The sequence below is a fragment of the Colwellia sp. SU-HH01217 genome, from assembly GCF_057543495.1.
Map to the genome: position 1 here is coordinate 231,057 of NZ_BAAJLX010000004.1, position 21,600 is coordinate 252,656.

21 protein-coding genes are annotated in these 21,600 nt (G+C 37.5%); 8 read left to right on the plus strand and 13 right to left on the minus strand.

Going from position 1 to position 21,600, the window contains the following annotated elements; genetic code table 11:
• Positions 1 to 8: 8 nt before the first annotated feature.
• The 7 genes from mraY to mraZ form a co-directional block, all read right to left on the minus strand.
• A complete protein-coding gene (gene mraY, locus AC27G3_RS07630; RefSeq protein WP_487120311.1) occupies positions 9 to 1,091 on the minus strand; it encodes a phospho-N-acetylmuramoyl-pentapeptide-transferase in 1,083 nt (360 codons plus the stop codon).
• Positions 1,091 to 2,611, minus strand: a complete 1,521-nt coding sequence (locus AC27G3_RS07635; RefSeq protein ID WP_487120313.1) for a UDP-N-acetylmuramoyl-tripeptide--D-alanyl-D-alanine ligase — start codon at positions 2,609 to 2,611, stop codon at positions 1,091 to 1,093. Before AC27G3_RS07635 ends, mraY begins: the two co-directional genes overlap by 1 nt.
• Positions 2,608 to 4,197 (minus strand): UDP-N-acetylmuramoyl-L-alanyl-D-glutamate--2,6-diaminopimelate ligase, encoded by a 1,590-nt coding sequence (locus AC27G3_RS07640; protein ID WP_487120315.1) that lies wholly within the window; start codon positions 4,195 to 4,197, stop codon positions 2,608 to 2,610. The genes AC27G3_RS07635 and AC27G3_RS07640 overlap by 4 nt, the downstream gene beginning before the upstream one ends.
• Positions 4,190 to 5,998, minus strand: coding sequence for a peptidoglycan D,D-transpeptidase FtsI family protein (locus AC27G3_RS07645; protein ID WP_487120317.1), 1,809 nt, complete (start codon positions 5,996 to 5,998; stop codon positions 4,190 to 4,192). The genes AC27G3_RS07640 and AC27G3_RS07645 overlap by 8 nt, the downstream gene beginning before the upstream one ends.
• A 25-nt stretch (positions 5,999 to 6,023) precedes the next feature.
• Positions 6,024 to 6,353 (minus strand): cell division protein FtsL, encoded by a 330-nt coding sequence (gene ftsL / locus AC27G3_RS07650; protein ID WP_487120319.1) that lies wholly within the window; start codon positions 6,351 to 6,353, stop codon positions 6,024 to 6,026.
• A 17-nt stretch (positions 6,354 to 6,370) separates the two neighbouring features.
• Positions 6,371 to 7,312 carry a 16S rRNA (cytosine(1402)-N(4))-methyltransferase RsmH gene (gene rsmH, locus AC27G3_RS07655; protein ID WP_487120419.1) on the minus strand — a complete coding sequence of 314 codons (942 nt, stop codon included), beginning with the start codon at positions 7,310 to 7,312 and terminating at the stop codon, positions 6,371 to 6,373.
• Positions 7,313 to 7,416: 104 nt separating this feature from the next.
• A complete protein-coding gene (gene mraZ / locus AC27G3_RS07660; protein ID WP_487120321.1) occupies positions 7,417 to 7,875 on the minus strand; it encodes a division/cell wall cluster transcriptional repressor MraZ in 459 nt (152 codons plus the stop codon).
• Positions 7,876 to 8,425: 550 nt separating this feature from the next.
• On the opposite strand from mraZ, the gene AC27G3_RS07665 reads away from it, so the two are divergent.
• The 5 genes from AC27G3_RS07665 to AC27G3_RS07685 all read left to right on the plus strand — a co-directional run bounded on the left by AC27G3_RS07665 (position 8,426) and on the right by AC27G3_RS07685 (position 12,364).
• The gene (locus AC27G3_RS07665) at positions 8,426 to 8,671 is read left to right on the plus strand and encodes a DUF6868 family protein (protein ID WP_487120323.1); all 246 of its coding nucleotides are present in this window, start codon (positions 8,426 to 8,428) and stop codon (positions 8,669 to 8,671) included.
• A gap of 90 nt (positions 8,672 to 8,761) precedes the next feature.
• On the plus strand, positions 8,762 to 9,130 hold the full coding sequence (locus AC27G3_RS07670; protein WP_487120325.1) for a SpoIIAA family protein: 369 nt from the start codon (positions 8,762 to 8,764) through the stop codon (positions 9,128 to 9,130).
• 97 nt (positions 9,131 to 9,227) lie between these two features.
• Positions 9,228 to 10,946: a hypothetical protein gene (locus tag AC27G3_RS07675; RefSeq protein WP_487120327.1), complete on the plus strand. Its 1,719-nt coding sequence runs from the start codon at positions 9,228 to 9,230 to the stop codon at positions 10,944 to 10,946.
• Positions 10,947 to 11,090: 144 nt separating this feature from the next.
• Positions 11,091 to 11,369: a DUF3302 domain-containing protein gene (locus tag AC27G3_RS07680; protein ID WP_487120329.1), complete on the plus strand. Its 279-nt coding sequence runs from the start codon at positions 11,091 to 11,093 to the stop codon at positions 11,367 to 11,369.
• Between the two features lie 2 nt (positions 11,370 to 11,371).
• A complete protein-coding gene (locus AC27G3_RS07685) occupies positions 11,372 to 12,364 on the plus strand; it encodes an efflux RND transporter periplasmic adaptor subunit (RefSeq protein WP_487120331.1) in 993 nt (330 codons plus the stop codon).
• Positions 12,365 to 12,478: 114 nt separating this feature from the next.
• On the opposite strand, the gene AC27G3_RS07690 is transcribed toward AC27G3_RS07685, so the two are convergent.
• The 4 genes from AC27G3_RS07690 to ygjK form a co-directional block, all read right to left on the minus strand.
• On the minus strand, positions 12,479 to 12,967 hold the full coding sequence (locus AC27G3_RS07690) for a YcxB family protein (RefSeq protein ID WP_487120333.1): 489 nt from the start codon (positions 12,965 to 12,967) through the stop codon (positions 12,479 to 12,481).
• 178 nt (positions 12,968 to 13,145) lie between these two features.
• Positions 13,146 to 14,111 carry a collagenase gene (locus AC27G3_RS07695; RefSeq protein ID WP_487120335.1) on the minus strand — a complete coding sequence of 322 codons (966 nt, stop codon included), beginning with the start codon at positions 14,109 to 14,111 and terminating at the stop codon, positions 13,146 to 13,148.
• Positions 14,112 to 14,184: 73 nt separating this feature from the next.
• A complete protein-coding gene (locus tag AC27G3_RS07700) occupies positions 14,185 to 14,976 on the minus strand; it encodes an SDR family oxidoreductase (RefSeq protein ID WP_487120337.1) in 792 nt (263 codons plus the stop codon).
• 81 nt (positions 14,977 to 15,057) lie between these two features.
• Complete coding sequence (gene ygjK, locus AC27G3_RS07705) at positions 15,058 to 17,544, minus strand: alpha-glucosidase (protein ID WP_487120339.1); 2,487 nt, start codon at positions 17,542 to 17,544, stop codon at positions 15,058 to 15,060.
• 234 nt (positions 17,545 to 17,778) lie between these two features.
• On the opposite strand from ygjK, the gene AC27G3_RS07710 reads away from it, so the two are divergent.
• Together AC27G3_RS07710 and AC27G3_RS07715 are read left to right on the plus strand one after the other, a co-directional pair.
• Positions 17,779 to 18,879, plus strand: a complete 1,101-nt coding sequence (locus tag AC27G3_RS07710) for a saccharopine dehydrogenase (RefSeq protein ID WP_487120341.1) — start codon at positions 17,779 to 17,781, stop codon at positions 18,877 to 18,879.
• A gap of 7 nt (positions 18,880 to 18,886) precedes the next feature.
• The gene (locus AC27G3_RS07715) at positions 18,887 to 20,074 is read left to right on the plus strand and encodes a saccharopine dehydrogenase C-terminal domain-containing protein (protein ID WP_487120343.1); all 1,188 of its coding nucleotides are present in this window, start codon (positions 18,887 to 18,889) and stop codon (positions 20,072 to 20,074) included.
• 30 nt (positions 20,075 to 20,104) lie between these two features.
• Here AC27G3_RS07715 and AC27G3_RS07720 read toward each other — a convergent pair whose 3' ends face one another.
• Both AC27G3_RS07720 and AC27G3_RS07725 read right to left on the minus strand, forming a co-directional pair.
• Positions 20,105 to 20,641: a GNAT family N-acetyltransferase gene (locus AC27G3_RS07720; RefSeq protein WP_487120345.1), complete on the minus strand. Its 537-nt coding sequence runs from the start codon at positions 20,639 to 20,641 to the stop codon at positions 20,105 to 20,107.
• Between the two features lie 131 nt (positions 20,642 to 20,772).
• Positions 20,773 to 20,958 (minus strand): hypothetical protein, encoded by a 186-nt coding sequence (locus AC27G3_RS07725; protein WP_487120348.1) that lies wholly within the window; start codon positions 20,956 to 20,958, stop codon positions 20,773 to 20,775.
• Between the two features lie 252 nt (positions 20,959 to 21,210).
• Between AC27G3_RS07725 and AC27G3_RS07730 the strand changes: the two genes are divergently transcribed.
• Positions 21,211 to 21,456: a hypothetical protein gene (locus tag AC27G3_RS07730; protein WP_487120350.1), complete on the plus strand. Its 246-nt coding sequence runs from the start codon at positions 21,211 to 21,213 to the stop codon at positions 21,454 to 21,456.
• Positions 21,457 to 21,600: the final 144 nt, after the last annotated feature.

Consider the following 21,600-nt stretch of genomic DNA (forward strand, 5'->3'; position numbering starts at 1 on the left):
TACTAGTTTTAACGAAGCTTTAACGTGGCTAAACCAATTAAGACTAAAATCAACGAAATTATCCAAAAGCGAACAATCACGCGGGGCTCTGGCCAACCTTTAAGCTCATAATGATGATGAATAGGTGCCATTCTAAATATTCGCTGCCCCCTCATTTTGTAAGAGCCTACCTGTAGAATTACCGATAAAGTTTCCATAACAAAAACGCCGCCCATAATAAAAAGCACTAATTCTTGTCGCACTAAAATGGCGATAACTCCCAACGCAGCTCCTAAAGCTAAAGATCCCACATCTCCCATAAACACTTGTGCAGGATAGGTGTTGAACCATAGAAAGCCTAAACCTGCTCCTACCATTGCCGTACAAACAACAACAAGCTCACTCGTTAGCGCAATATGAGGAATATTTAAATAAGAGGAGAAGTTAGCGTTGCCTGTCATGTAAGCGAAAATAGCAAATGCTCCAGCAACCATAATGGTTGGCACAATAGCTAAACCGTCTAACCCATCGGTTAAGTTAACCGCGTTACTGGTACCAACAATGACAAAATAACTAAAGACAATATAAAAAATACCCAATTGAGGTAATACATCTTTTACAAAAGGGATCAGTAATGAAGTTTCTTCGGGGCTTTGGGCAAACTGATATAAAAAAATTGCCGTCACTAATCCTGCCACTGTTTGCCAAAAGTACTTCCAACGAGCAATTAAACCATTAGAGTCTTTCCTGATCACTTTACGATAGTCATCAACAAAACCTATAATGCCAAAGCTAACGAGCACAAAAAGCACCACCCATACATAGGTATTCGTTAAATCTGCCCACAATAAAACACTAACCACAATTGAAGCTAAAATTAATATGCCGCCCATGGTTGGAGTGCCAGATTTAGACAAATGGCTTTCAGGTCCATCGTCTCTAACCGTTTGTCCAATTTGCATTGTTTGTAAATAGCGAATTAATTTCGGCCCAAAATACAACGAAAGCGTAAGTGCCGTTAACGTACTAATAATGGCTCTGAATGTAAGATATGAAAATACATTGAATGCCGAGAAATATTGAGTTAAAAACTCACCAAGCCAAAGTAACATTAGATAGACGCCCCATTATTATTTTTATTTTCAAGAGTGGTTGTCGATGCATTGTCCGTATTAGCTGTAACATCCTGTTTTAAGTTAATAATATCGGCAACAACATTTTCCATATGCGCACTACGTGATCCTTTAACTAAAATTGACACGTTTTGTTTTTCATCTGCTACCAACGTATTTAATGTCCGCATTAATTGCTCTCTAGAGCTAAAATGTAAGCCTTTTCCATGTTTCCCCGAAAGTATGTCAAATGCATCAGAACTACTTTGACTTAACACGCCTAGTGTTAGTAAATAGTCGATGCCTTGTTTGTGAGCATGTTCACCCACTTCTTGATGGTAACTTCTAGCCACTGAGCCCAATTCGCCCATATCACCTAGAATTAAAATACGTAGTCCTTGATAATTAGCGATTAATTCGGTCGCCGCTTTAACTGACTCAACATTAGCATTGTAAGTATCATCAATTAGTTTAAAGCCTTCGTTTAATTGGTGTATATTCAGTCGCCCTTTAACAGGTGACATTTGTGCAAGCCCCAGTTGAATGTCGTCTAAGCTGGCACCAAATTCTAATGCAATTGCCGCAGCAGCTACTGCGTTACAAACATTGTGTTTGCCCGGTAGAGTTAATTCGATATAAGTACTACCTAAATTACTGTTAAGGGTAAAACTTGCACAACCATTATCATTTAAGGTTACTGCGCTAGAATATACTTTGGGTTGTTCATCAACATTACTATCAAGACTATTTTCAACTGCTGGCTGACATGAAAAACGACAAACGTTTTTATCAACTAAACGCCACTGCCATTTATGTGCATATTTTGAGTCTTGATTATAAATTGCTACGCCATTTTGAGGTAAGCCTTCGAATATTTCACCCTTCGCTCTAGCCACACCACATAAATCTCCAAATCCTTCAAGATGAGCGGCGGCGATGTTATTGATTACGGCAACATCAGGTTTCACTAAATCAGTGGTATAAGCTATTTCACCTAAATGATTCGCCCCCATTTCAATAACAGCAAAGTCATGCTTTTCCTCAAGACGTAATAGCGTTAAAGGCACACCAATATCATTATTGAAGTTACCTTTAGTTGCTAACACACAGCCTAAGCGTGACAATATTTCTGACACCATTTCTTTAACCGTGGTTTTACCGCTGCTACCAGTGATACCAACGGCCTTAGGTGCCACACGCTGTTTCACATATGCCGCAATTCTTCCTAATGCGATACGAGTATCTTGAACCACAATTTGCGGAACAGTCACTTGATAGTCTGGAGTCGGTTCAATAAAATGGTCAACAATAACGGCACTACAACCAAGCGATTCAACTTGTTTAACAAATTTATGCCCATCAAAGTTAGGCCCTTTAAGTGCGAGAAAAACTTCACCTGTTTTAAGTGCTCTGCTGTCTGTGATAATTTGTTTAATAGTTAACTCACCTGAATTATCAAGTGGACTTACCAAAGAGCCATCTACTGCATGGGTGAGTTCAGATAATGTTAATTCAATCATAGTGTGCTCTCACTTTTGAAAAAACTACTGACAATGTCTCGCTCGTTATAGGCAATTTTTTTATCACCGATAATAATGTAATCTTCATGACCTTTACCGGCTAATAAAATAAAGTCGTTGATTTTTGCATGAGCAAGCGTTGATAAAACGGCTTGTTTTCGATCTAACATAATAGTGACTTTTTCACCAACTCTGCAGCCTGATAGAATATCACTGACGATCATTTCTGGGGCTTCGCTTCGTGGATTATCATTGGTGATAACGATATGATCTGCAAATTTCTCAGCTATTTCGCCCATTAATGAACGTTTACCTTTGTCTCTATCACCACCACAGCCAAACACCACCCATAAATCACCATTACAATGTAAGCGACATGCTTTTAATGCGTTTTCTAGCGCATCGGGTGTATGGGCGTAATCAACAATTGCCGTTGACATATTTGGCGCAGTAAAAGTTTCCATTCGGCCAATTATTGGTGTAAGACTAGCTACACTTTGCGAAATATCGTCTAGCGAAACTTTCTCGGCTATCAATACCGCTATTGCCGCTAATACATTGTCAATATTAAAGTCAGCCATTAATGGGCTGTTTATTTCAATATCGCCTAAATGTGTTGATAATAAAAAGCACACACCCGTTTGATGATGTTTTATGTTGTTAGCTTTAACGTATTGTTGATGCTCACCTTGCTCAAATGAGCGCCCGTAGACTATAACGTTCTGCGTTTTAGGCCAATTATTCAACCATTGTTGGGCCATAGCATCGTCGCCATTGACAATCGCTATTTGCCCAATTTCTCCCGTAAAAATCGCGCGTTTAGCTTGTGCGTAATTTTCCATGGTTTGATGATAATCAAGGTGATCACGAGATAAATTAGTAAAAATGGCAATGTTAAATAGATCCGCCGTTACTCTACGTTGATCTAATGCGTGCGAAGAGACTTCCATAGCAACATGGCTTATCCCTTCATTAGCAAATTTAGCTAATAAATGAGTTAATTGTGTCGCTCCTGGCGTAGTATTATTCAACGGCGTTAGCTGTTCTATTTTTCCTGCGCCATTAGTTCCAATTACCGCAGCCGAACGTTTAGTTGCATCAAGCAATTTGGCAATTAATTGGCTAGTGCTAGTTTTACCATTAGTGCCTGTAATGCCAATCATAGACATATTTTTTTGTGGCTGTTGATTATAAGATGTCGCAAAAGAAAACAATAAACGATTAAGTTGATAGAACTGAACAATTGCAATTTGCTTATTCGCCTGAGCTAACTTAAGGGATGAGTTCGTCGCTTTTCTCCACAGTACATTTCCGTGCTGTTGAGCATTTTTACATTCTGCAACAACAAGCAATGCACCTTGTAAGATAGCCTCGTCGATGTATTCGCGACCGTCTTGTTGACTACCGATTACTGCGCAAAAAATGTCACCTAAGCGTAGTTCTCTGGTGTCGTTTATCAGTAAATTTTGCTCCGATGTTGTTTGACTAAGTTGTTTAAGATAGTCGGCAACATCGGTATTGGTGTTAAAGTTTTTATTTGCACCAAATTCTGCCAAAGCATCAAGAATTGAGAAAGAATTAGACATGATCTCGCCCCTTTTCTTTCTTTTGCTTTGACGGTTTTGTTAACTTTTTATCATTCGATTTTAGGGTATGACTAGCAACACTTTCAGCGTCTGGTGCAACATTTAATACCCTTAAAGCGCCTTTCATTACACGAGAAAATACAGGCGCAGCCACTTCACCGCCATGGTATAAGTCGCCACCGGGCTCATTAATCACAACAACAACAGCAAGTTCTGGTGCAGAAACTGGCGCTATACCTGCAAATAAACCAACATAGTCATTACCATAACCACCGGCAATAGATTTTCTACTAGTGCCTGTTTTACCACTAACACGATAACCTTCAACTTTGGCTCTTGGCGTATGTTTATCAACTACCGCTTCGAGCATTTCTACAATATCTTGACTATATTCAGCGGAATAAACTCTTTCTTCAATTGCATAATCAGAACGAACTTTATCTTGTTTAACAATTGTTAATGGTCGTTTCATACCACCATTAGCTAATGTGGTATAAAAACGGGCAAGCTGCAGTGGAGTAATAGCTAAGCCATAACCAAAAGATAGTGTTGCTAATTCAAATTTTGACCAACGATGACGATCAGGCATCATGCCTGTACTTTCGCCAATTAACCCTGTGCCGGTATCACTGGCAAACCCTGCTTCAAAAAATTTATCCAATAAATAATTTTTAGGCACTGAAAGTGCTAATTTTGCTGTTCCCATATTCGAGGAGTGCACTAGAATTTCTTCTAAGCTTAAGTTACCGCGGTTAATAGGATCGCTAACTCGTCGGCCACCTAAACGCATCCAGCCAGGGCTTGTGTTAATAATATCTTTTGATTTTGCTGAGCCAAACTCTAACGCTGTTAATACTGTTAATGGCTTCATAGTAGAACCCGGCTCATAAACATCAGTAATGGCGCGATTACGAAAACGATGCATAGCAGTATTTCGACGATTATTAGGGTTGTACGATGGGCTGTTAACCAAAGCTAAAATTTCACCCGTATGGATATTAGTAACGACTACCGAACCTGACGTTGCTTTAAAAGCCTGTACTGCTCCTTTTAACTCTCTATAAGCGATGGCTTGAATACGTTGATCAATACTTAACGTTAAATCTTGTGGTTCTTTAGATTTTTCTTCAGCAAGAATTTCAATTTTACGACCTTTAGCATCTTTACGGTATCGTTTGGTGCCATCGGTCCCTGTTAGTAGACTATTGTAAACACGTTCAATCCCTTCAATGCCTTTGTCATCTACATTGGTAAAACCAACAATATGTGAGCTTATTTCACCCGTTGGGTAAAAGCGTTTTGACTCTTTTCGTAAATGAATCCCTGGAATTTTTAATTCTTTAATGTATTTTGCCATTGCAGGCGATACTTGACGTTCGATATAAACAAAACGCTTTTTAGGGTTTCGAACAACTCGATTAGTTAATTTATGTACATCTTGCCCTAATACATCAGCTAATGCGTTCCAGTGCTCTACCATAGCTAATGCGTTATTTTGCATTATAATTTTAGGATCTGCCCAAACAGTTTCCACAGGCACGCTGATCGCAAGTTCAGTACCATTTCTATCAACAATGTTCCCACGCTGAACTGTGTGTTCTAGGGTACGAATTGAACGCATATCCCCTTGTTTTTTAAGCATGTCAGGTTCAACAATTTGGATAAAAGCCGTTCGACTAAGCAAAGCAAGATAAATTAAAACAATAACAACCATCACCACGTAAAAACGCCATGTTGCTGTTGTCGGCATGTTCTTAGCTGATTTAGCCTTGCCTGATTGTTTAGTTACTTTTTCGCTCATTTATATAGTCTCTAACTTTCCTCTATTACTTCTTTGTTAGCTCTGGAAGTGAAATAATCACTTCGGTTTTAATTGTTGGTCTTTTCATATTCAATAGTTTTTCAGCTTTGCTTTCTATGGCGCTATGTTCAGCTAAACTGTTTTGTTCTAATAATAAGTTGCGCCATTCAATATCAAGTTCATCGCGCTCTGTTAGTAGTACTTCTAAACTACTGGTGCTTTGACGATTTAAATGTGTAAAATAAATCACTGAAAAAGCAGAAATCACTACTAGCATTAATAAAACATAAGTAACGATATGTCGTTGTAAATCTTGTAATATATCAACAACTAAAACTGTTTTATTTACTGCCATAACAATAAGTTAATGCCTTACCTAGGCAATCGTTGTGCAATACGTAGCACCGAACTTCGTGAGCGAACATTCACTTCAACTTCATTTTTGCTTGGTTTTAATCGGCGCCCTATTAAGGCTAATTTTTTGCCTTTTTGTAATTCTTCTTCTGTTACTGGTAAACCCCTTGGTACGGTTTTACCTTGCGAGTGTTTTTTCATAAACTGTTTAACTAAACGATCTTCTAAAGAGTGAAAACTAATCACGACTAAACGCCCTTTTTCAGCTAACACGCTCAAAGAAGCTGCAAGCACTGTTTCGATTTGCTCAAGCTCGCTATTAATGTACATACGAATAGCTTGAAAGCTCCGAGTAGCAGGGTGCTTTTTAATTTCTCGTTGAGGGGCAGTCGTTTTAATTAACTTGGCAAGTTCGCTGGTACGGGTTAGCGGAGATTCGTCTCGCGAGTCGACAATAGCATTAGCAATGCGCCATGCATGTTTTTCTTCACCAAAAGTTCTTAATACCCAAGTGATATCTTCCACATCAGCAACGGCAAGCCATTGAGCTGCAGTTTGTCCACGCGTTGTATCCATACGCATATCTAAAGGGCCATCTTTCATAAAGCTAAAGCCACGTTCAGCTTCATCCAATTGCGGTGACGACACACCTAAATCAAGTAAGACACCGTCAATTTTTTCAGTTAATTGATGTTTTTCAACAATAGTTTCTAGCTCAGCAAAGCCATGATGTTCAATGGTAAAACGAGGATCATTTTTAAATTTTTCTGCGGCAGCAATCGCACTAGGATCTCGATCAATTGCAATTAAACGACCTTGTTCTGATAATTTAGACAAAATAACGGCTGAGTGTCCACCTCGACCAAATGTGCAATCGATATAACAACCATCAGGTTTTATTGCTAAACCATCAACAGCTTCTTCAAGCAAAACTGATATATGTGAACTGTCTTTTGGTATGCTTGTTGTCATAAGTATTTATCGATTATTTTATTTAAATTTATATTTATATTTACTCTCACTGAGTAACGCTTGTTCTACCTTGGCTTATACTAAATTAGCTATTACAGCTGTAAATCAAGTAAGCGCTCTGGTAATTCAATCTCATTAGGCTCTATACTACTTATGTCTTGCTGCATTTGAGCTTGCCATGCGGCTTCACTCCAAATTTCAAACTTCCTTAACTGCCCAACTAACATCACGCCTTTTTCTAAACTGGCATGCTGTCTTAGTGGACCTGATATCAGTAAACGACCATTTTTATCCATTTCACAGTCTGATGCGTTACCCAGCAATTTTTGTTGGGCTAAGCGCTCGGCTCTATTCATGCTTGAAAGTTCACACAATTTAAGCTCAATTTCTTCCCACTCAGCTAAAGGATAAAGTAATAAACAGGGGTATTGCAGATCAATGGTACACACCATTTTTCCTTGGCAATCGGCAAGCAGCTCTTCACGGTACCGAGTGGGTACTGTGATTCGACTTTTACTATCGAGTGTAATTGCGCTAGTGCCTCTAAACATAAACCCTTTTTTTGCTCTTATTAATTATCGACTTTAATCAAATTATATGAGGTAAGATCCACTTTTACCCACTTTTTACCACATTGATACAGTTTAGTGATTAAAGTAAAGCCTTGTCAAGCAAAGTTTCATTAAAATGATCCTGCTAGAGTGCAAGAAAATTAAGGGGTTTAGCGAAGTTTATGAAATTGTGGAACTTTGTGGATCTCTATCCCAAGAAATGTATTTTAAACACTTAGTTTTTAGTTTTTAACACATAGGAGTTGCTGGTTTTGGTGTCAGAAGTGGAAGTCGGTGAACCTAAAACGATTAATCGCTCACTTTTTCAATTAAATATTACAATAATTTATCAACCTGTTTATCAATGGCAATCATAATAACAGACAACTAAGAGATACTCTTATCGTTTATTACTCAAGTTACAATTTATCACAATTACAAATATGACATTAGCTCGCACATTATTTATTTGCTAACTACAATATTAGTTGCCAACATTTACGTATATGCATAATACTAGGTAATAATAGGATTAGTTTAAGGATTAAATATGATAACACTCACACAGTTAACGGAATTACTCGGATGGGCGAGCGTACTCAATATTAGCATTCTAATTTTTGCTACACTCGTTTTCTCTATAATGAAAACCACAGTCTCTGCAATACACAGTAAAATGTTTAATATTTCAGAAAACGAGCTATCGATTATTTATTTTAAATACTTAGCAAACTATAAAATACTGACTACTGTATTTATATTAGTCCCTTATATTGCTTTAAAAATAATGGGCTAATAACTTTATTGCTCACCCTCAAGTTATACTTAGATTAAAATTAAGATTGATACTGCGCTTACTAAAATTCGATAAGAAAAGGAATAAATAATGATTGAAATGTTACCTGAAAGCCAAGGCGCAACAATAGGTGTTCGAGTATCTGGCAAAGTTGATAGCATTGAAGAAAATAAGTGGCTTAACATATTTAATTCACTTATTAGTGAACATAAGGTTATTAATACTCTCATTGTTTTAGATGGCAAAGTGGATGTTGATCTTGATGCGGCCTACGAAGACCTAAAATGGTTATTCAAGAACCTAAAGCACATCAATAAAATTGCCATTGTCTCTCAAAGCAAGGTATTAAGCTGGCTTGTCGCCGCCGACAGCCCTTTTGCTAAAATAGTAGGAATTGATGAAAAGCATTTCGAAAAACATGATTTAATGCATGCGTGGGAGTGGGTTAAAACGAAGTAGTCGTCGTTCAAAAAGAGAGTTAAAGCGTCTACTTTTAACGTATAATATTCAAGAGATTACTTTTTACTGTTATTAGGATTCACGTTAAGTAACACTTATGAATAAATTTAACTTGTTCGATCTACCGCATAATTTTATTTATCTAGCTTCTAAAACCCTTTTTTCTAGTATTCGTGGTGTTAAAAGCTTTTCCTGTTTGCAAATTACTTTTTTGATTGGAATTTACTTATACCTCCTTCCTGCTTTGGCTACAGCCTATCCCCTTGTTGAAAGTAAACGTTCATCTCAAGACATATTCGCCAAGTATGGTATATCAAAAGATATTGCAAAATTAGGGCTGAGTTCCCTTACACAAAGTGAAAATGTCGTTGAGCACGTTCATAGAGCAATAAATTATGACGGTAACACTCATCAATCAGAAGTGTTTCTAGTACAAAGCACTGATAAAAACAAAAATATTGATATTCGCATTAAATACAACCCCAAAAAATTAGATGCAGATGAAGATCTCATTGAACACATTGAGCAATTAACAAAAAATGAATATCTATTGAGGCAATATTCAAACAGCTACGACGAAAAGTCAGTACGTGTGTTCGAAAAAGGTGAAGACAAAGTCATTGTTCAATTTGATTATTCAAAATATGGGCTACCGCAAAATATTGCTTACTTTCGTTTTTTTAAAGTCTCGTTAACCATTATAAATAAAAAGTTATCTGAAATGGTCATCACCAATAGTCGACCTTTTTTATTGGATAGCTACTTGATTGATACTTACTCTCAAAAAATTACATTTACTACATTAAGCAATGGGCAGGTTATTGCGAATAATAAATCCATATCAGCACTAGGCCAAAAACACGGCAAACCTGCAAAGCTCATCACCCATATAAAGTTAGTATCATTATATAGTGATGAAGATGTTATCGTGCTAGAGCCTGAACTACTTGCAGAAGTTTCTGACCCAAGAATAAGAGAAGAGCGCGTACAACTTAATCGCACTTTTCCTTTAATGGCCGACTTAGTCAGGCGGCAAGGAATTGATGTACCCTTACCTTTTGGTATTTCAATGGCTTACAGAAAGCAAAATATGGATTTAGGTTTTACTAGCTTTAATGTAATGGGGATGAGTCTGGATGAGTTTTTTGATCCTGAACAGTCTTTGGGCATCATAGAAGCCGACAGTCTTTCTTTACGTGCCGATCTTAATATTTTTCCTTTTTGGAATGTTTACGCTATCGCAGGAGAGATAAAAGTAAAAGCTATTATTGACGCTGCTTACACCGGAAATATTCGTAATGTCTTTATTGACCGATTAGGCTCTGAATTTAAAGCAGATATTGCTTGTGGTATTGCTGAAAATGCAGGCTTACCTGTTTGTTCACCAGCCCAGGTAGACGTGCCGTTAGAACTGAATTATAAAATGCTTGGTGGTGGTACAACATTATCTGTGGGTTATCGAGAGTTTTTTGCCTCGTTAAACGCAACCTACACGGTAACCAAGTTAGACGGACAAAATTGGGGCAATGGTATATTTTTAGCACAACCTATTATTGGTTATCAGCTTGTTGATTATCGAGCACAATTTTTTGTCGGTGGCGAATATCAAGGACTGGGCTCTAATATGTCTGGCAACCTTGGCCATATAGGAGAATTGGAGCGTGACTTTACTTACGATGTTGGGGTATCACTTAAAGAGTGGGCTTACCTTGTGGGTATAAACAAGCAATTTGGTAAACATTACAATCTGTCTTTATTATTTAATAAAGGTAAAAGCCGTGATTCAATCACAGCTAACTTTAGTTATCGATTTTAATTCAAATTATATACATTTGAATTTCGCCAGTTTCTTATAGTACTGTATAGTTAATATCAATAAGGATATTACTCCTCATGAAGTAAGTAGTTTAAAAGTTAGTTACGTTGTTTATTTGCTTTATAACAATTTTAAGGAAAGATCATGTTAGATATGTTTGCCCTTCTTGTGATTTTCATCATTTTAACAATGGTTATATGGATAATCATAACCCTTGGCAGCCTCCCCGCAAAATTTGCCAGAGAAAATAATCACCCTCAAATAGCTGCAGTTAATACACTAGCTTGGCTTGGACTATTAACTTTTGGAATTTTATGGATTGCAGCACTCGTTTGGGCACAAATAAAATACCCAGAACAATCAAGCTCACTTGAACAACGTATAGCTGCACTTGAAGCAGCTCAACAAACTAAGGAAGTATAAGCATGATTGCCATTTTAATTTTATTCTACAGTAGCTTCTATTTTCTTTTTTTCAACAAAACTAAATGGCTTGCTAAAACGCCACGTAATATCTCCATTTTTGTCGGCTCTGGTGCTGTAATTATAGGCGCTATAGTTATTTCCTGGTATACCTATTCTCCAATGAGTAGCGATGCTCGTATTGTCCGCTACGTTATTCCAATTGTGCCTAACGTAAAAGGGCAAGTGACTGAAGTTTATGTACAACCGATGACTCCAATGAAAAAAGGCGAAAAGCTCTTTCAAATTGATTCAAGTATTTATCAATACAACGTCGATAAATTAGAAGCACAAGTCGAGCAATTTAAAGCACAGAAAAAATTAGCGGAAATCAATTTAGAGCGTGCAGATACCTTAATCGCTTCCAAATCGATTGCACAATCTAGTGTGGACACCTGGCAGGCAAATAAAGATATCGCAGTAGCGAGTATAAATTCAGCACAAGCTTCATTAAACAATGCGAATTGGCAACTTGAAGAAACTACCGTGCGCGCACCTCATGATGGTTACGTACCGAATATACAATTACGCCCTGGCAACTATGTGACCGCGATTCCTTTAGCGTCCTCAATGGCGTTTATTTCTGATGAGATCAGCGATGTCGTTGCAAGCTTTAGTCAAAGTGCTATCCGCTTAGTACAAGAAGGAGACCAAGTTGAAGTCGTTTTTAACACACTTCCCGGCCAAGTTTTCTCTGGTAAAGTGCGTTCTATAACTAAAGTGAGTAACCAAGCACAACTTGCTGCATCATCAGCCTTACCAACAATGAGTGGTGCACCAGTTAATGATCGTTGGGCAATTCGAGTGACTCTAGATGATGAACAACAGGCTAAAAAGTTACCCCAAGGTGCCGGTGGTAGTGTTGCCGTTTATACCAGTAAAGGCTTCCCTGTTCATGTGATCAGTAAAGTGACAGTGAGAATAAACGCTTGGTTAGCGTATTTAACTTCTCCATAGATACAAATATATAAGATATAAAGCCCTTAACCAGCTATTGAAGTGATTAAGGGCTTTTTTATTTCTTTTAATGAAAATCAGATTAGGATTTTTATAACCAATGGTAAGCGGGACTTACTGCGCGATTTGTTCAGCTTGCTGTTGTAGAAAAGCGGTTGCTTCATCTGAAAGACATCTGTTAGAAATATAGTTTCTTCCAAGGGAATGAATAACTAACCAACCTTGGGTGGTTGGCTCTAACTTTCTCACTTCCGACCACAGAATTACATGATTAACGTAGAAAGATTTGCTGGTAATTTTTTTTTCATTAATCGTTAATGTCATCTCAGCATTAGCGGCTTTACTCATCATTTGTCTAGCCAACCACCAGGGCTTTTTAAAACGAATACTTAAAGCTTCAAGTGCGCCAAGCGCGACGATAAACCATGCTGCATAAGGATTTACATTAGTAAACAGTAGAATAGTTAAACCAAAAATAGCCAAAACACCTGATTTAAAATAAACAGTTTTTGATGTATCAACAATTACCGACTCATCAAATGTTTCGCTGTAGTGACTTTTGTCGAGAATATAACTTTTAGAATATGAAAAAGGTGTTGTCATGAGTATTTAAGGTAAGTTGAAAACGATAGTGTAACCAGAACAGATATTCCTTGAAAGTTTTTTTAAGCTTTAATCTATTTTTAACCTTCCTTTAATAATACGCCTTGGGTAAAAACGTTCAAACACTTTACCTGATGTTTGAACGCCACCTTTGTCTCATAATATTTAATAAAGATGATTAGCTTGCAGTAGTTAAATCATCTAACCATTGATGAAAGTCTGCATCGTATTTTCTGCCCCAAGAACGTACAAGTTCTTGGTAGCCTTGCCAATCACCAACTCTAACTAAAGCTAACATTTGCTCAATATCATCGCGATTGTTTTCCATCATGTAACGCACCGCTAAATACCCCCAACGATAAACACGATCGCCGCCAGTATTTTCATTACTACTAGTATTAAAAAGCTCGCTTAATTGAAAGGTTTTTTCTGACGCCATTGCCACCGCTTTTAGGTTGTTATCACCATGCGCCATATATTCACCTAAGCCTTCCGCCCACCAAACAATATGAGGGTAACTTAAGTTAGGAGAAGGACAAAATTCAGGCCCTGCATGGTCGTCGTGTAAACCATTACAATAATCGCCATATTTATTAAAACGACCATCTAAATAATGCACGTACTCGTGACGTAAGTTCCAAATTTGTCCATCTCTTTCATAAGCAACGAATTCTGCTTGGTTATCAGGCTTGTCAGGATAACCTTCTAGATACATACCACCGTTGTTCGTTGGCATTGTAAAATGTGCTGTTGCGTATTTAACAAACTCCTCACGGCTGTGATATACATTCGCACGCATCGCTTGGTTATTGTCATCAGCAACTGGCTTGTTTTTTGTACCAAAAGTTTCGTGAAAGTGCTGTTCTTCACCAATAAGTATTTCACAGGCTTGTGCGATCATTTCGTCACTTAATGCTTGTGAACGAATAATAATGGTATCGTTACAATTGTGTACTTGTGATAATACTTCATCGACACTCGCCAAAACTTCAGTCACGTTATTTGAAGCAGCCGTCTCTAGAGTGTTGCTTGTATCTGTTTGATTATCTTTGGCAACAGGCGCTTCTTTTGCTGGTTCACAAGCGCTAATTAACCCTACACTTAGCATTAAGACTAATGCACTTACTTTATTTATTTTACTCATCATTACAACCTTACATTAAATATTGTATGCAATATATTAAAGATCACTCATAAAGTAAATGATTAGCCTGCGATTAGCGTATGTTCTTAGCTGCTGAGAGTTTTCTAAACAAACTCGGAAAAAATCGGTAAATAGTTGGCGCCCAATAACTCAACCCTTTTCCAATAATCACTTCATCTTTGTCAGCTTGAATGGCGCGCACTATTTTAGCAGCGCACTCATCAACTTTAATACCATGTTTAATTGCGTGGGAAACTTCCCCAAACACTTCACCACTTTCTGTCATAGAGTTTACTGAAATATTGGTTTGCACAAACCCAGGGCAAATGGTTAATACTTGAAGACCATTTTTACTTTCTTCTGCGCGTAAACAATCCATATAACCTAAAATAGCATGCTTAGAAGCGCTATAACCCGACATGCTTTGGCCGCCTACTTTACCGGCAACAGATGAAACCGTTACTATCATGCCCTTTTTAGCCGCAAGCATTTTCGGTATTACACATTGCGTTAAAGCGATAGTGCCAAAGTAATTCACTTCCATTACTTGGCGCTGCACACTCAGCTTTGTTTCTCTGGCAGTTCCTCGTTGTGCTACGCCGCCATTGTTAATTAAAATATCAATAGCATAGTTATCAATAATAGTTTGAACGTGCGCCGCTATGTTTTCAGGGTCAGATAAATCTAAAGGAAATACAATGTGTTGTTCAGTATTGATAAGTCGCGCTTTAAGTGCATTAAGTTTATCTTCATTTCGGGCTGATAAAATTAATTTAGCGCCTTTATTCGCACAAGCAATTGCTAGCGCTTCTCCTATGCCTGAAGAAGCGCCAGTGATCCAAATAGTTTTATGTGTAATGTTCATAGTGCTTTATGTTCCTATAAAAATTTATAAAGCTATTAAAGCACTTTCAAACACTTGTGTTAATCTTTGATCATTATTTCTTTATTGATGCTTAACCTCACTTTCTCTTATTAACATCAATAAATGCGCAGCACTCCAACTAAAGTTCGTTGCGCCTTGTACTTGACCCGTGACAGGATTGTAATTTTCACGAATTGCACCATTGCCCATTAAGCCTTGGGCATTATTAAATAATTTTTCAGACAATTTTTCTGCCTCATCAGTAAAACCATAGTTGTTAAGCGCTGTAATACCAAAATACACTTGATCTAACCAAACTCTGCCACGCCAATAAATATTTTGATCGTAGGCTGGGTTTGATTGAGAAGCGGTTCCAAGTGGCACAAAAGTGTTGAACTCTTTAGCATTTAACATTTGTAATCTTACTTGTTCTGCTTGAGAAGGTTCGGCAACATTAGCCCATAACGGGCTCCAGCCTTCAGGTCCTCGACCACGTTTTGTTAGTAATTTTCCTACACAACCTTCTGAATTTACTGCCTTGTTTTGAGTTATTTGTCGGTCATAATAAAAGCCTGTTTCACTATCAAAAAAGCATTGGTTTATTCGAGTCGCCAATTGCTTAGCCGCTTGTTGATAATTACTGGCCACTTTAGGTTTATTAAGTAATGCTGCCATTTGAGCTAGTAAAGACTTTTCTTGTGCAAGATAAGTATTCAGTTCTACTGATTCTTGGTTAATTGAAAACCCTAATAACTCGCCTTTATCATTGGTGTTTTCAAAAAACATCACCTGCCAATCTTTTCTCGCCTGTTTTAGATCGCCTTGATAATGTTTTTTGGCATAAGCCGCTAGCTGATTATTATCAATAAAACCAAAACGTGCCGCATTATCCATTCCGGATTCCCAACCCGCACCATGCTGAGCGCCAATATCTAAATCAAGATATTGCCCGTCATCAAGCACCGCTTTATATAGCGCCATGCCAGAACAAGCATATTGGCTAACGTCATTTTTAGCATCCGTCTTTACTTTCACTGAACAAGCTGAGAGTTGCTCTGCTAACTCTTTAACTGCAACCTGAGATGTTGAACCGTTGATGAAATTATTAGCATAGCTGACACTAAAGCTAATATGACCTTGTTCGTCGTTATGCTTAGAATGTTTAGTCGCGCCATATTCAATTAAACCATTCTGATTATGATCGCGATTTCTGTACCACCACTGATGATAAGCTTGAAGCTTAGGAAACATCTCTTCTATAAAGCTAATATCTTGTGTTTGAAGATAAATTTCCCATATCGCCCAACTCGCTAACGGCGGCTTAGTGTTTCGTTCATTCCAGTTGCCGCCATCGCCACCTCTTGCTTGGTCTTTATTATAAAATACTGCATCTATAACCATACCTTGATCTTGCGATCTCAGTGGATCGTTTTCCATCACTTGGTAATCAAACATCGCTCTGACATTGTTTTTTGCTAGTTCCGGATTAACACTGGCTAGCGCATACGCATGTTTCCAGGTATCCCATGCCCAAACGCCATTAAACCAACGAGCAGTTACCGACGGTGTTACGCTGTCATGCTTAATATTTCCTGCGGCACTTCGCCAATTTCCGATCAATGTTTCAATAGATTTTACCATCACTTTTTGCTGTTTTGGAGAAGCATTAATGCCCTTAAATGCTTTAGACAAGTAGCCTTGCCAACGCTGCTCAGACGCCTTAATGAAAGTGCTAGGTTGTGCCAATATTTTCGCTATTTTTAATTTTTCTGAAGCCGTCTCTTCCTGATTATGAAGATAACTGTGAGTGGTATAAATACGTAATTGATCGTTTGCAGGTAATACAATGCTCGCTGTTGAGTTATATACTCCTTGTTTGATCATCGTCTCGCTTTTTAGTGAACGCTCAATACGATATTGTGAAGAATCACTCGTCATCACTTGCCAAGGCGATCTCACTTTTGAAAATGCAAATACAACAGTATTTTTGTCCATTAGTACTTTTGCGTTTAGTTGAGGAAAAGACGTTTCCACACTTTGGGTCGAAGAAAGTTGTGTTAATAACTCCCCTTGCCAATTAATTTGATAGCTTTTCTGCTGATTAGACGTGTTATGAAAAGCAGTTTCCACTAACGCACTACGATTACTTACAAAAGTTAAAGTAAGTTCGATAGTTACATCGTTAAACTGATAAATTTGGCTCAACTTCCCCGGTTGAGATTTAAGTTGAGACTTAGCGCTAGCAAAGTCTAATACTTGTTGAGTTGACAAATCACGAATCGAGAGTTGCTCTAATTGCTCGGCAATAAATAAACTATATTCCTGAGCGATAACCATAGGACCAGTAAAAGCGCCGAAGGTAGTCTTATCTTCAGGCAATAAAAAGCCATGCCATGCCCCTAAATCTATGAAAGGATTATACTGTTGATTAAGATAGTCGTCATAGTCTTGAACTTTTTTTGGATTGCCCGTGCGATCAATAATATTGTCAAATTGGCTACTAGAAAAAGTGTTTTCTAAGGCAAAAACCTTTATTTGAAAACTAACTAAAACAATGAAAATAAACAAAAAAACGCTGTGCTTATTTCCCTTAAGTATACAGCCTAACTTACTGTCTAATTTATACCCGCTGTTACACATATTCTCAATTAACCTCTTATCGATGAGTAAAATAACATTTTGTATATTATTTTTATTTGTAGTATAAATAACACAACAAGACAATCAGTGGTAGTTAAAGTTAATTAAAGTTAACTGTAGGCTACTTTTATTTGGTCACTTAAACTCTATTAGATATTTATTATGAATCAACCCCATATTTGGCTGCGAGCCGAAACGAAACCACAAGAACAAAGAACTGCGCTAACACCTAGTAACGCTAAAAAGTTACTTGACGCTGGCTTTCAAGTCACGGTTGAGGCTTCTACCCAAAACATTTTCCCTGATCAGCAATATAAAGCAATTGGTTGTCATTTAGTTGGCCAAGGTGAGTGGGTTAATGCACCAAAAGACACGATTATTCTTGGCTTAAAAGAATTACCTGAAGCCACATTTCCTTTAGTGCACCAACATATTTATTTTGCCCACGTATACAAAGAACAGCAAGGTTGGCAAAAATTACTTGAGCGCTTTAAACAAGGTGAAGGTAAGTTATATGACTTAGAATATTTAGTTGATGACAATAACCGTCGTGTTGCTGCCTTTGGTTATTGGGCTGGTTTTGCTGGTGCAGCATTAGCTATTCAAGCTTGGGCTAACCAAAAATTAGGCATGCAGCCACCATTAAAAGACATTAAAGCATACGCAGATAAATCAGAGTTAATGACCGATTTAGCCGAAGCAGTTAACCATTCAACTATTAAACCCAGAGTAATTGTTATTGGGGCTAAAGGCCGAAGTGGCAAAGGTGCTGTTGATGTTGCGAAAGAATTATCGCTAGAAGTTGTTGAATGGGATATCGAAGAAACTCAACGAACAGGCCCGTTTGAGGAATTAAATAGCTTCGATATTTTAATAAATTGTGTTTTCATTAGCGGTATTGCAGACGATGGTAGCTCGCCTGTTTTTCTTAACCATGAAAGTTTAGCTTCAAGTCAAAGAAAACTCGCGGTAATTACCGATGTGAGTTGCGATCCTTATGGCGACTATAACCCACTACCTATTTATCAACACAGCACCACATTTATGCAGCCTTGTATTAAGGTTATTGACAAGGCTGAACAATCGCTCAATTTAATTGCCATTGATCATTTACCTTCGTTACTCCCCAAAGAAAGTAGTGAAGATTATGGTCAACAATTAGTAAAGCATTTACTTACTTTAGGTGACACATCGCAAGATGTTTGGCCAAAAGCATCTACACTATTTCATAGCAAACTAGCTGAAATTCAAAAAACACAATAGGGAAAATATGACTAATACCATTCATTGGCTAGGTGCTGGACTTTCTTCAGTACCGGGCATTAAACGACTTGCACTTAGTTCACACAATTTAATTGTTTGGAATAGAAGTTTATCTAAAGCACAAGCAACGCTTGCATCTATTCGCGATGAAAATTCGCAAGCATTAAACGTGCAGCAACTTGATTGGCAGCAATTAACAGAGTCAGTTAAGGCTGGGGATATTGTTGTCTCAATGCTACCTGCAACTAAACATATCGATGTTGCCCAATTGTGTTTACAAAACAATGCGCATTTTGTCTCAAGTAGTTACATCTCTCCTGAAATGGCGAGCTTAGATCAACAAGCAAAAGCACAAAGTTTATCTTTTATTAATGAAGTTGGTTTAGATCCAGGTTTAGATCACTTACTTGCTCACTTACTGGTGGATGATTACCAAAATAGTGATGAGTTTTCATTAGATAACCAATTATCATTCCGTTCGTATTGTGGCGGTTTCCCTAAAGTCGCGAATGATTTTAGATACAAATTTAGTTGGTCACCATTAGGTGTATTAAAAGCGTTAAAATCACCAGCAAAATGGCTTAAAAATGGCGAACCAGCAACTTCTCAAGCCCCCTGGGAAGCATTAAGTGATTACACAATTTCGTTACCTGATGGCAAGGAAACTTTTCAAGCCTACCCAAATAGAGATTCACTACCTTTTTTAGAGCAATATGGTTTTAATAAAAATTGGCAAGTAGATGAGTTTGTTCGTGGTACGTTACGACTGTCTGGTTGGTCAACAGCTTGGCAATACTTGTTCGATGAAATCGCTCAGTTTAGTCGTGATAATAAACCTGCCGATGAAGTAGAACAGCGTTTAACAGAAATTAGTCAAGAGTTAGATAAAAAGTACAGCTATGGTGAAAACGAGCCTGATCGCGTTGTACTTAACGTAGAACTGGTCGCTAAAAAAGACGGCAAGGAAGTTTGGCACAAAAGTTACTTACTCGACGCTTGCGGCAATGAGCAAGGACAAGCAATGGCAAGATTAGTGTCTGTGCCAGTGTGTTTTGCCATTGAGTCTATTTTTGCTAATAACAGTCCACTTGGTGTTAGCGCAGCCCCGCACATGCCAAGTAAAATTGCGCCGTGGTTGGCACAACTTGAAGATTTAGGTGAGAAATTCCATCATACCAATCATTTAACTGATTAAAGTTTTAACCAGCTAACACGATAAAAGGCTCTATAAGCTTTTTTGATAATAGACTGCCTGCATATCACCTAAAGGGTCTTTATGCAGGTAGCTTTTTACATAGCGTAAACCTATTTTTTCCATCACGGCAATTGAGCCAGCGTTTTCTTTCACTGCCGTTGCACTGATTTTTTTGACCATACCATGTTTTATCACTTCATTTTGCACCGCAAGAGCAGCTTCGCTAGCGTAGCCTTTGCCCCACGATTTCTGCATAAAACGCCAACCTATTTCTAGATTATCAAACTCTGGAGTTTGACTAAAAAATTCCATGGGCCTTATTAATATCCAACCAATATAGTCTTGATTAGCTTTTACGGTAACTTTCCATAAACCCCAACCTAATGTAGGGTTAGTGAATTTTTTTAATCTTGGAATATAAGTATTCACAATTTCAGCTAAAGAGGTTTGCTTCCCGCCATTAAGGTAGCGCATTACTTCAGGATCTTTATCTAACTGATATAATAACTCAGCGTCATCTTCTGTCATTAAAGTAAAACTTAGTCGAGCAGTATCTTTTACTTTCATCAATTTTCTCTTACAAAGTTACATCTCAAATAATTGACATAAAAAAACCGTCACAACAAAGGTTAAACAGGTAATAGTGCCCAAAGTTTAACGTGTTATAACGGTTTTCTATTTAAATGAAGTACAGTTTTCTAAGTTAATTCTACTGATTCAATCACTTCGTATTCGTAACCAAAGGCTCTTAGCGCTTTGCCCGAATCAGTAATAAACTCTACCGTTGTTGAGCGAGGGTGAATTAATACCGCATCAAACTCTTCTCCGGCTGAACAACCATGTTCAAAATTCTTTTCTATATCAGCTGTTAACTTTATACGCATACTTAAAAACACTTATTTTTGAAAATTTAATTGTCGTATTGTAGCAGAAGTTTTAGCCACTGTATAAAATTTAATTAAATCTTAAATCCAGTTTGCTAGTATTAGTAGAACAGCTAGGGTTATATTAATAAGACAGTGAGCCTTAGCTTTAAAATAAATCGTAAAAATGCGAAGCAATTTGTTTTAAATCAATAAGGCTAAATTAAAATCACGTAAAAATAACCTATTAAATCAACCATAAGAGCATACAAATTGAATAAAGTAATACACGCTAAAAAATCACTCTTACAAAAAATATCAAAAGTATGCGGTATTTTGAGCTTTATTATTGCCGTTATTGGTATGGCGTTTTTATTGATTATCGGTAACGAATTAGGCGATGTTTATAAAGCTAGCGCGGGGGCAACCACTTTTTTCTTTTTTATGGTCGGTTTAGTCCTGACAACAATGGGAAATACTAATTTACCTAATTTGAAAGTAGATACTTCTAAAAAGTAGTTACTTGCTTAAGCTTACAACTCTCGTTTATCAATTTTATCGTTCAACCCTCTCTACTTAACCTTAATTCAGGTTACTTACTTTATTTATTAAACTCTTTTTTCTCAACCTTAGATTTAATCAATTACCTCTATCGTTACTTCC

Coding starts and splice junctions, on each gene's coding strand:
- AC27G3_RS07645 (WP_487120317.1), bottom strand. CDS start 5,998: ATGAGCGAAAAAGTAACTAAACAATCAGGCAAGGCTAAATCAGCTAAG.
- AC27G3_RS07665 (WP_487120323.1), top strand. CDS start 8,426: ATGATAACACTCACACAGTTAACGGAATTACTCGGATGGGCGAGCGTA.
- AC27G3_RS07720 (WP_487120345.1), bottom strand. CDS start 20,641: ATGAAAGTAAAAGATACTGCTCGACTAAGTTTTACTTTAATGACAGAA.
- AC27G3_RS07640 (WP_487120315.1), bottom strand. CDS start 4,197: ATGTCTAATTCTTTCTCAATTCTTGATGCTTTGGCAGAATTTGGTGCA.
- AC27G3_RS07670 (WP_487120325.1), top strand. CDS start 8,762: ATGATTGAAATGTTACCTGAAAGCCAAGGCGCAACAATAGGTGTTCGA.
- AC27G3_RS07710 (WP_487120341.1), top strand. CDS start 17,779: ATGAATCAACCCCATATTTGGCTGCGAGCCGAAACGAAACCACAAGAA.
- AC27G3_RS07685 (WP_487120331.1), top strand. CDS start 11,372: ATGATTGCCATTTTAATTTTATTCTACAGTAGCTTCTATTTTCTTTTT.
- AC27G3_RS07675 (WP_487120327.1), top strand. CDS start 9,228: ATGAATAAATTTAACTTGTTCGATCTACCGCATAATTTTATTTATCTA.
- AC27G3_RS07725 (WP_487120348.1), bottom strand. CDS start 20,958: ATGCGTATAAAGTTAACAGCTGATATAGAAAAGAATTTTGAACATGGT.
- AC27G3_RS07695 (WP_487120335.1), bottom strand. CDS start 14,111: ATGAGTAAAATAAATAAAGTAAGTGCATTAGTCTTAATGCTAAGTGTA.
- AC27G3_RS07635 (WP_487120313.1), bottom strand. CDS start 2,611: ATGATTGAATTAACATTATCTGAACTCACCCATGCAGTAGATGGCTCT.
- AC27G3_RS07715 (WP_487120343.1), top strand. CDS start 18,887: ATGACTAATACCATTCATTGGCTAGGTGCTGGACTTTCTTCAGTACCG.
- AC27G3_RS07680 (WP_487120329.1), top strand. CDS start 11,091: ATGTTAGATATGTTTGCCCTTCTTGTGATTTTCATCATTTTAACAATG.
- AC27G3_RS07690 (WP_487120333.1), bottom strand. CDS start 12,967: ATGACAACACCTTTTTCATATTCTAAAAGTTATATTCTCGACAAAAGT.
- mraZ (WP_487120321.1), bottom strand. CDS start 7,875: ATGTTTAGAGGCACTAGCGCAATTACACTCGATAGTAAAAGTCGAATC.
- mraY (WP_487120311.1), bottom strand. CDS start 1,091: ATGTTACTTTGGCTTGGTGAGTTTTTAACTCAATATTTCTCGGCATTC.
- AC27G3_RS07700 (WP_487120337.1), bottom strand. CDS start 14,976: ATGAACATTACACATAAAACTATTTGGATCACTGGCGCTTCTTCAGGC.
- ftsL (WP_487120319.1), bottom strand. CDS start 6,353: ATGGCAGTAAATAAAACAGTTTTAGTTGTTGATATATTACAAGATTTA.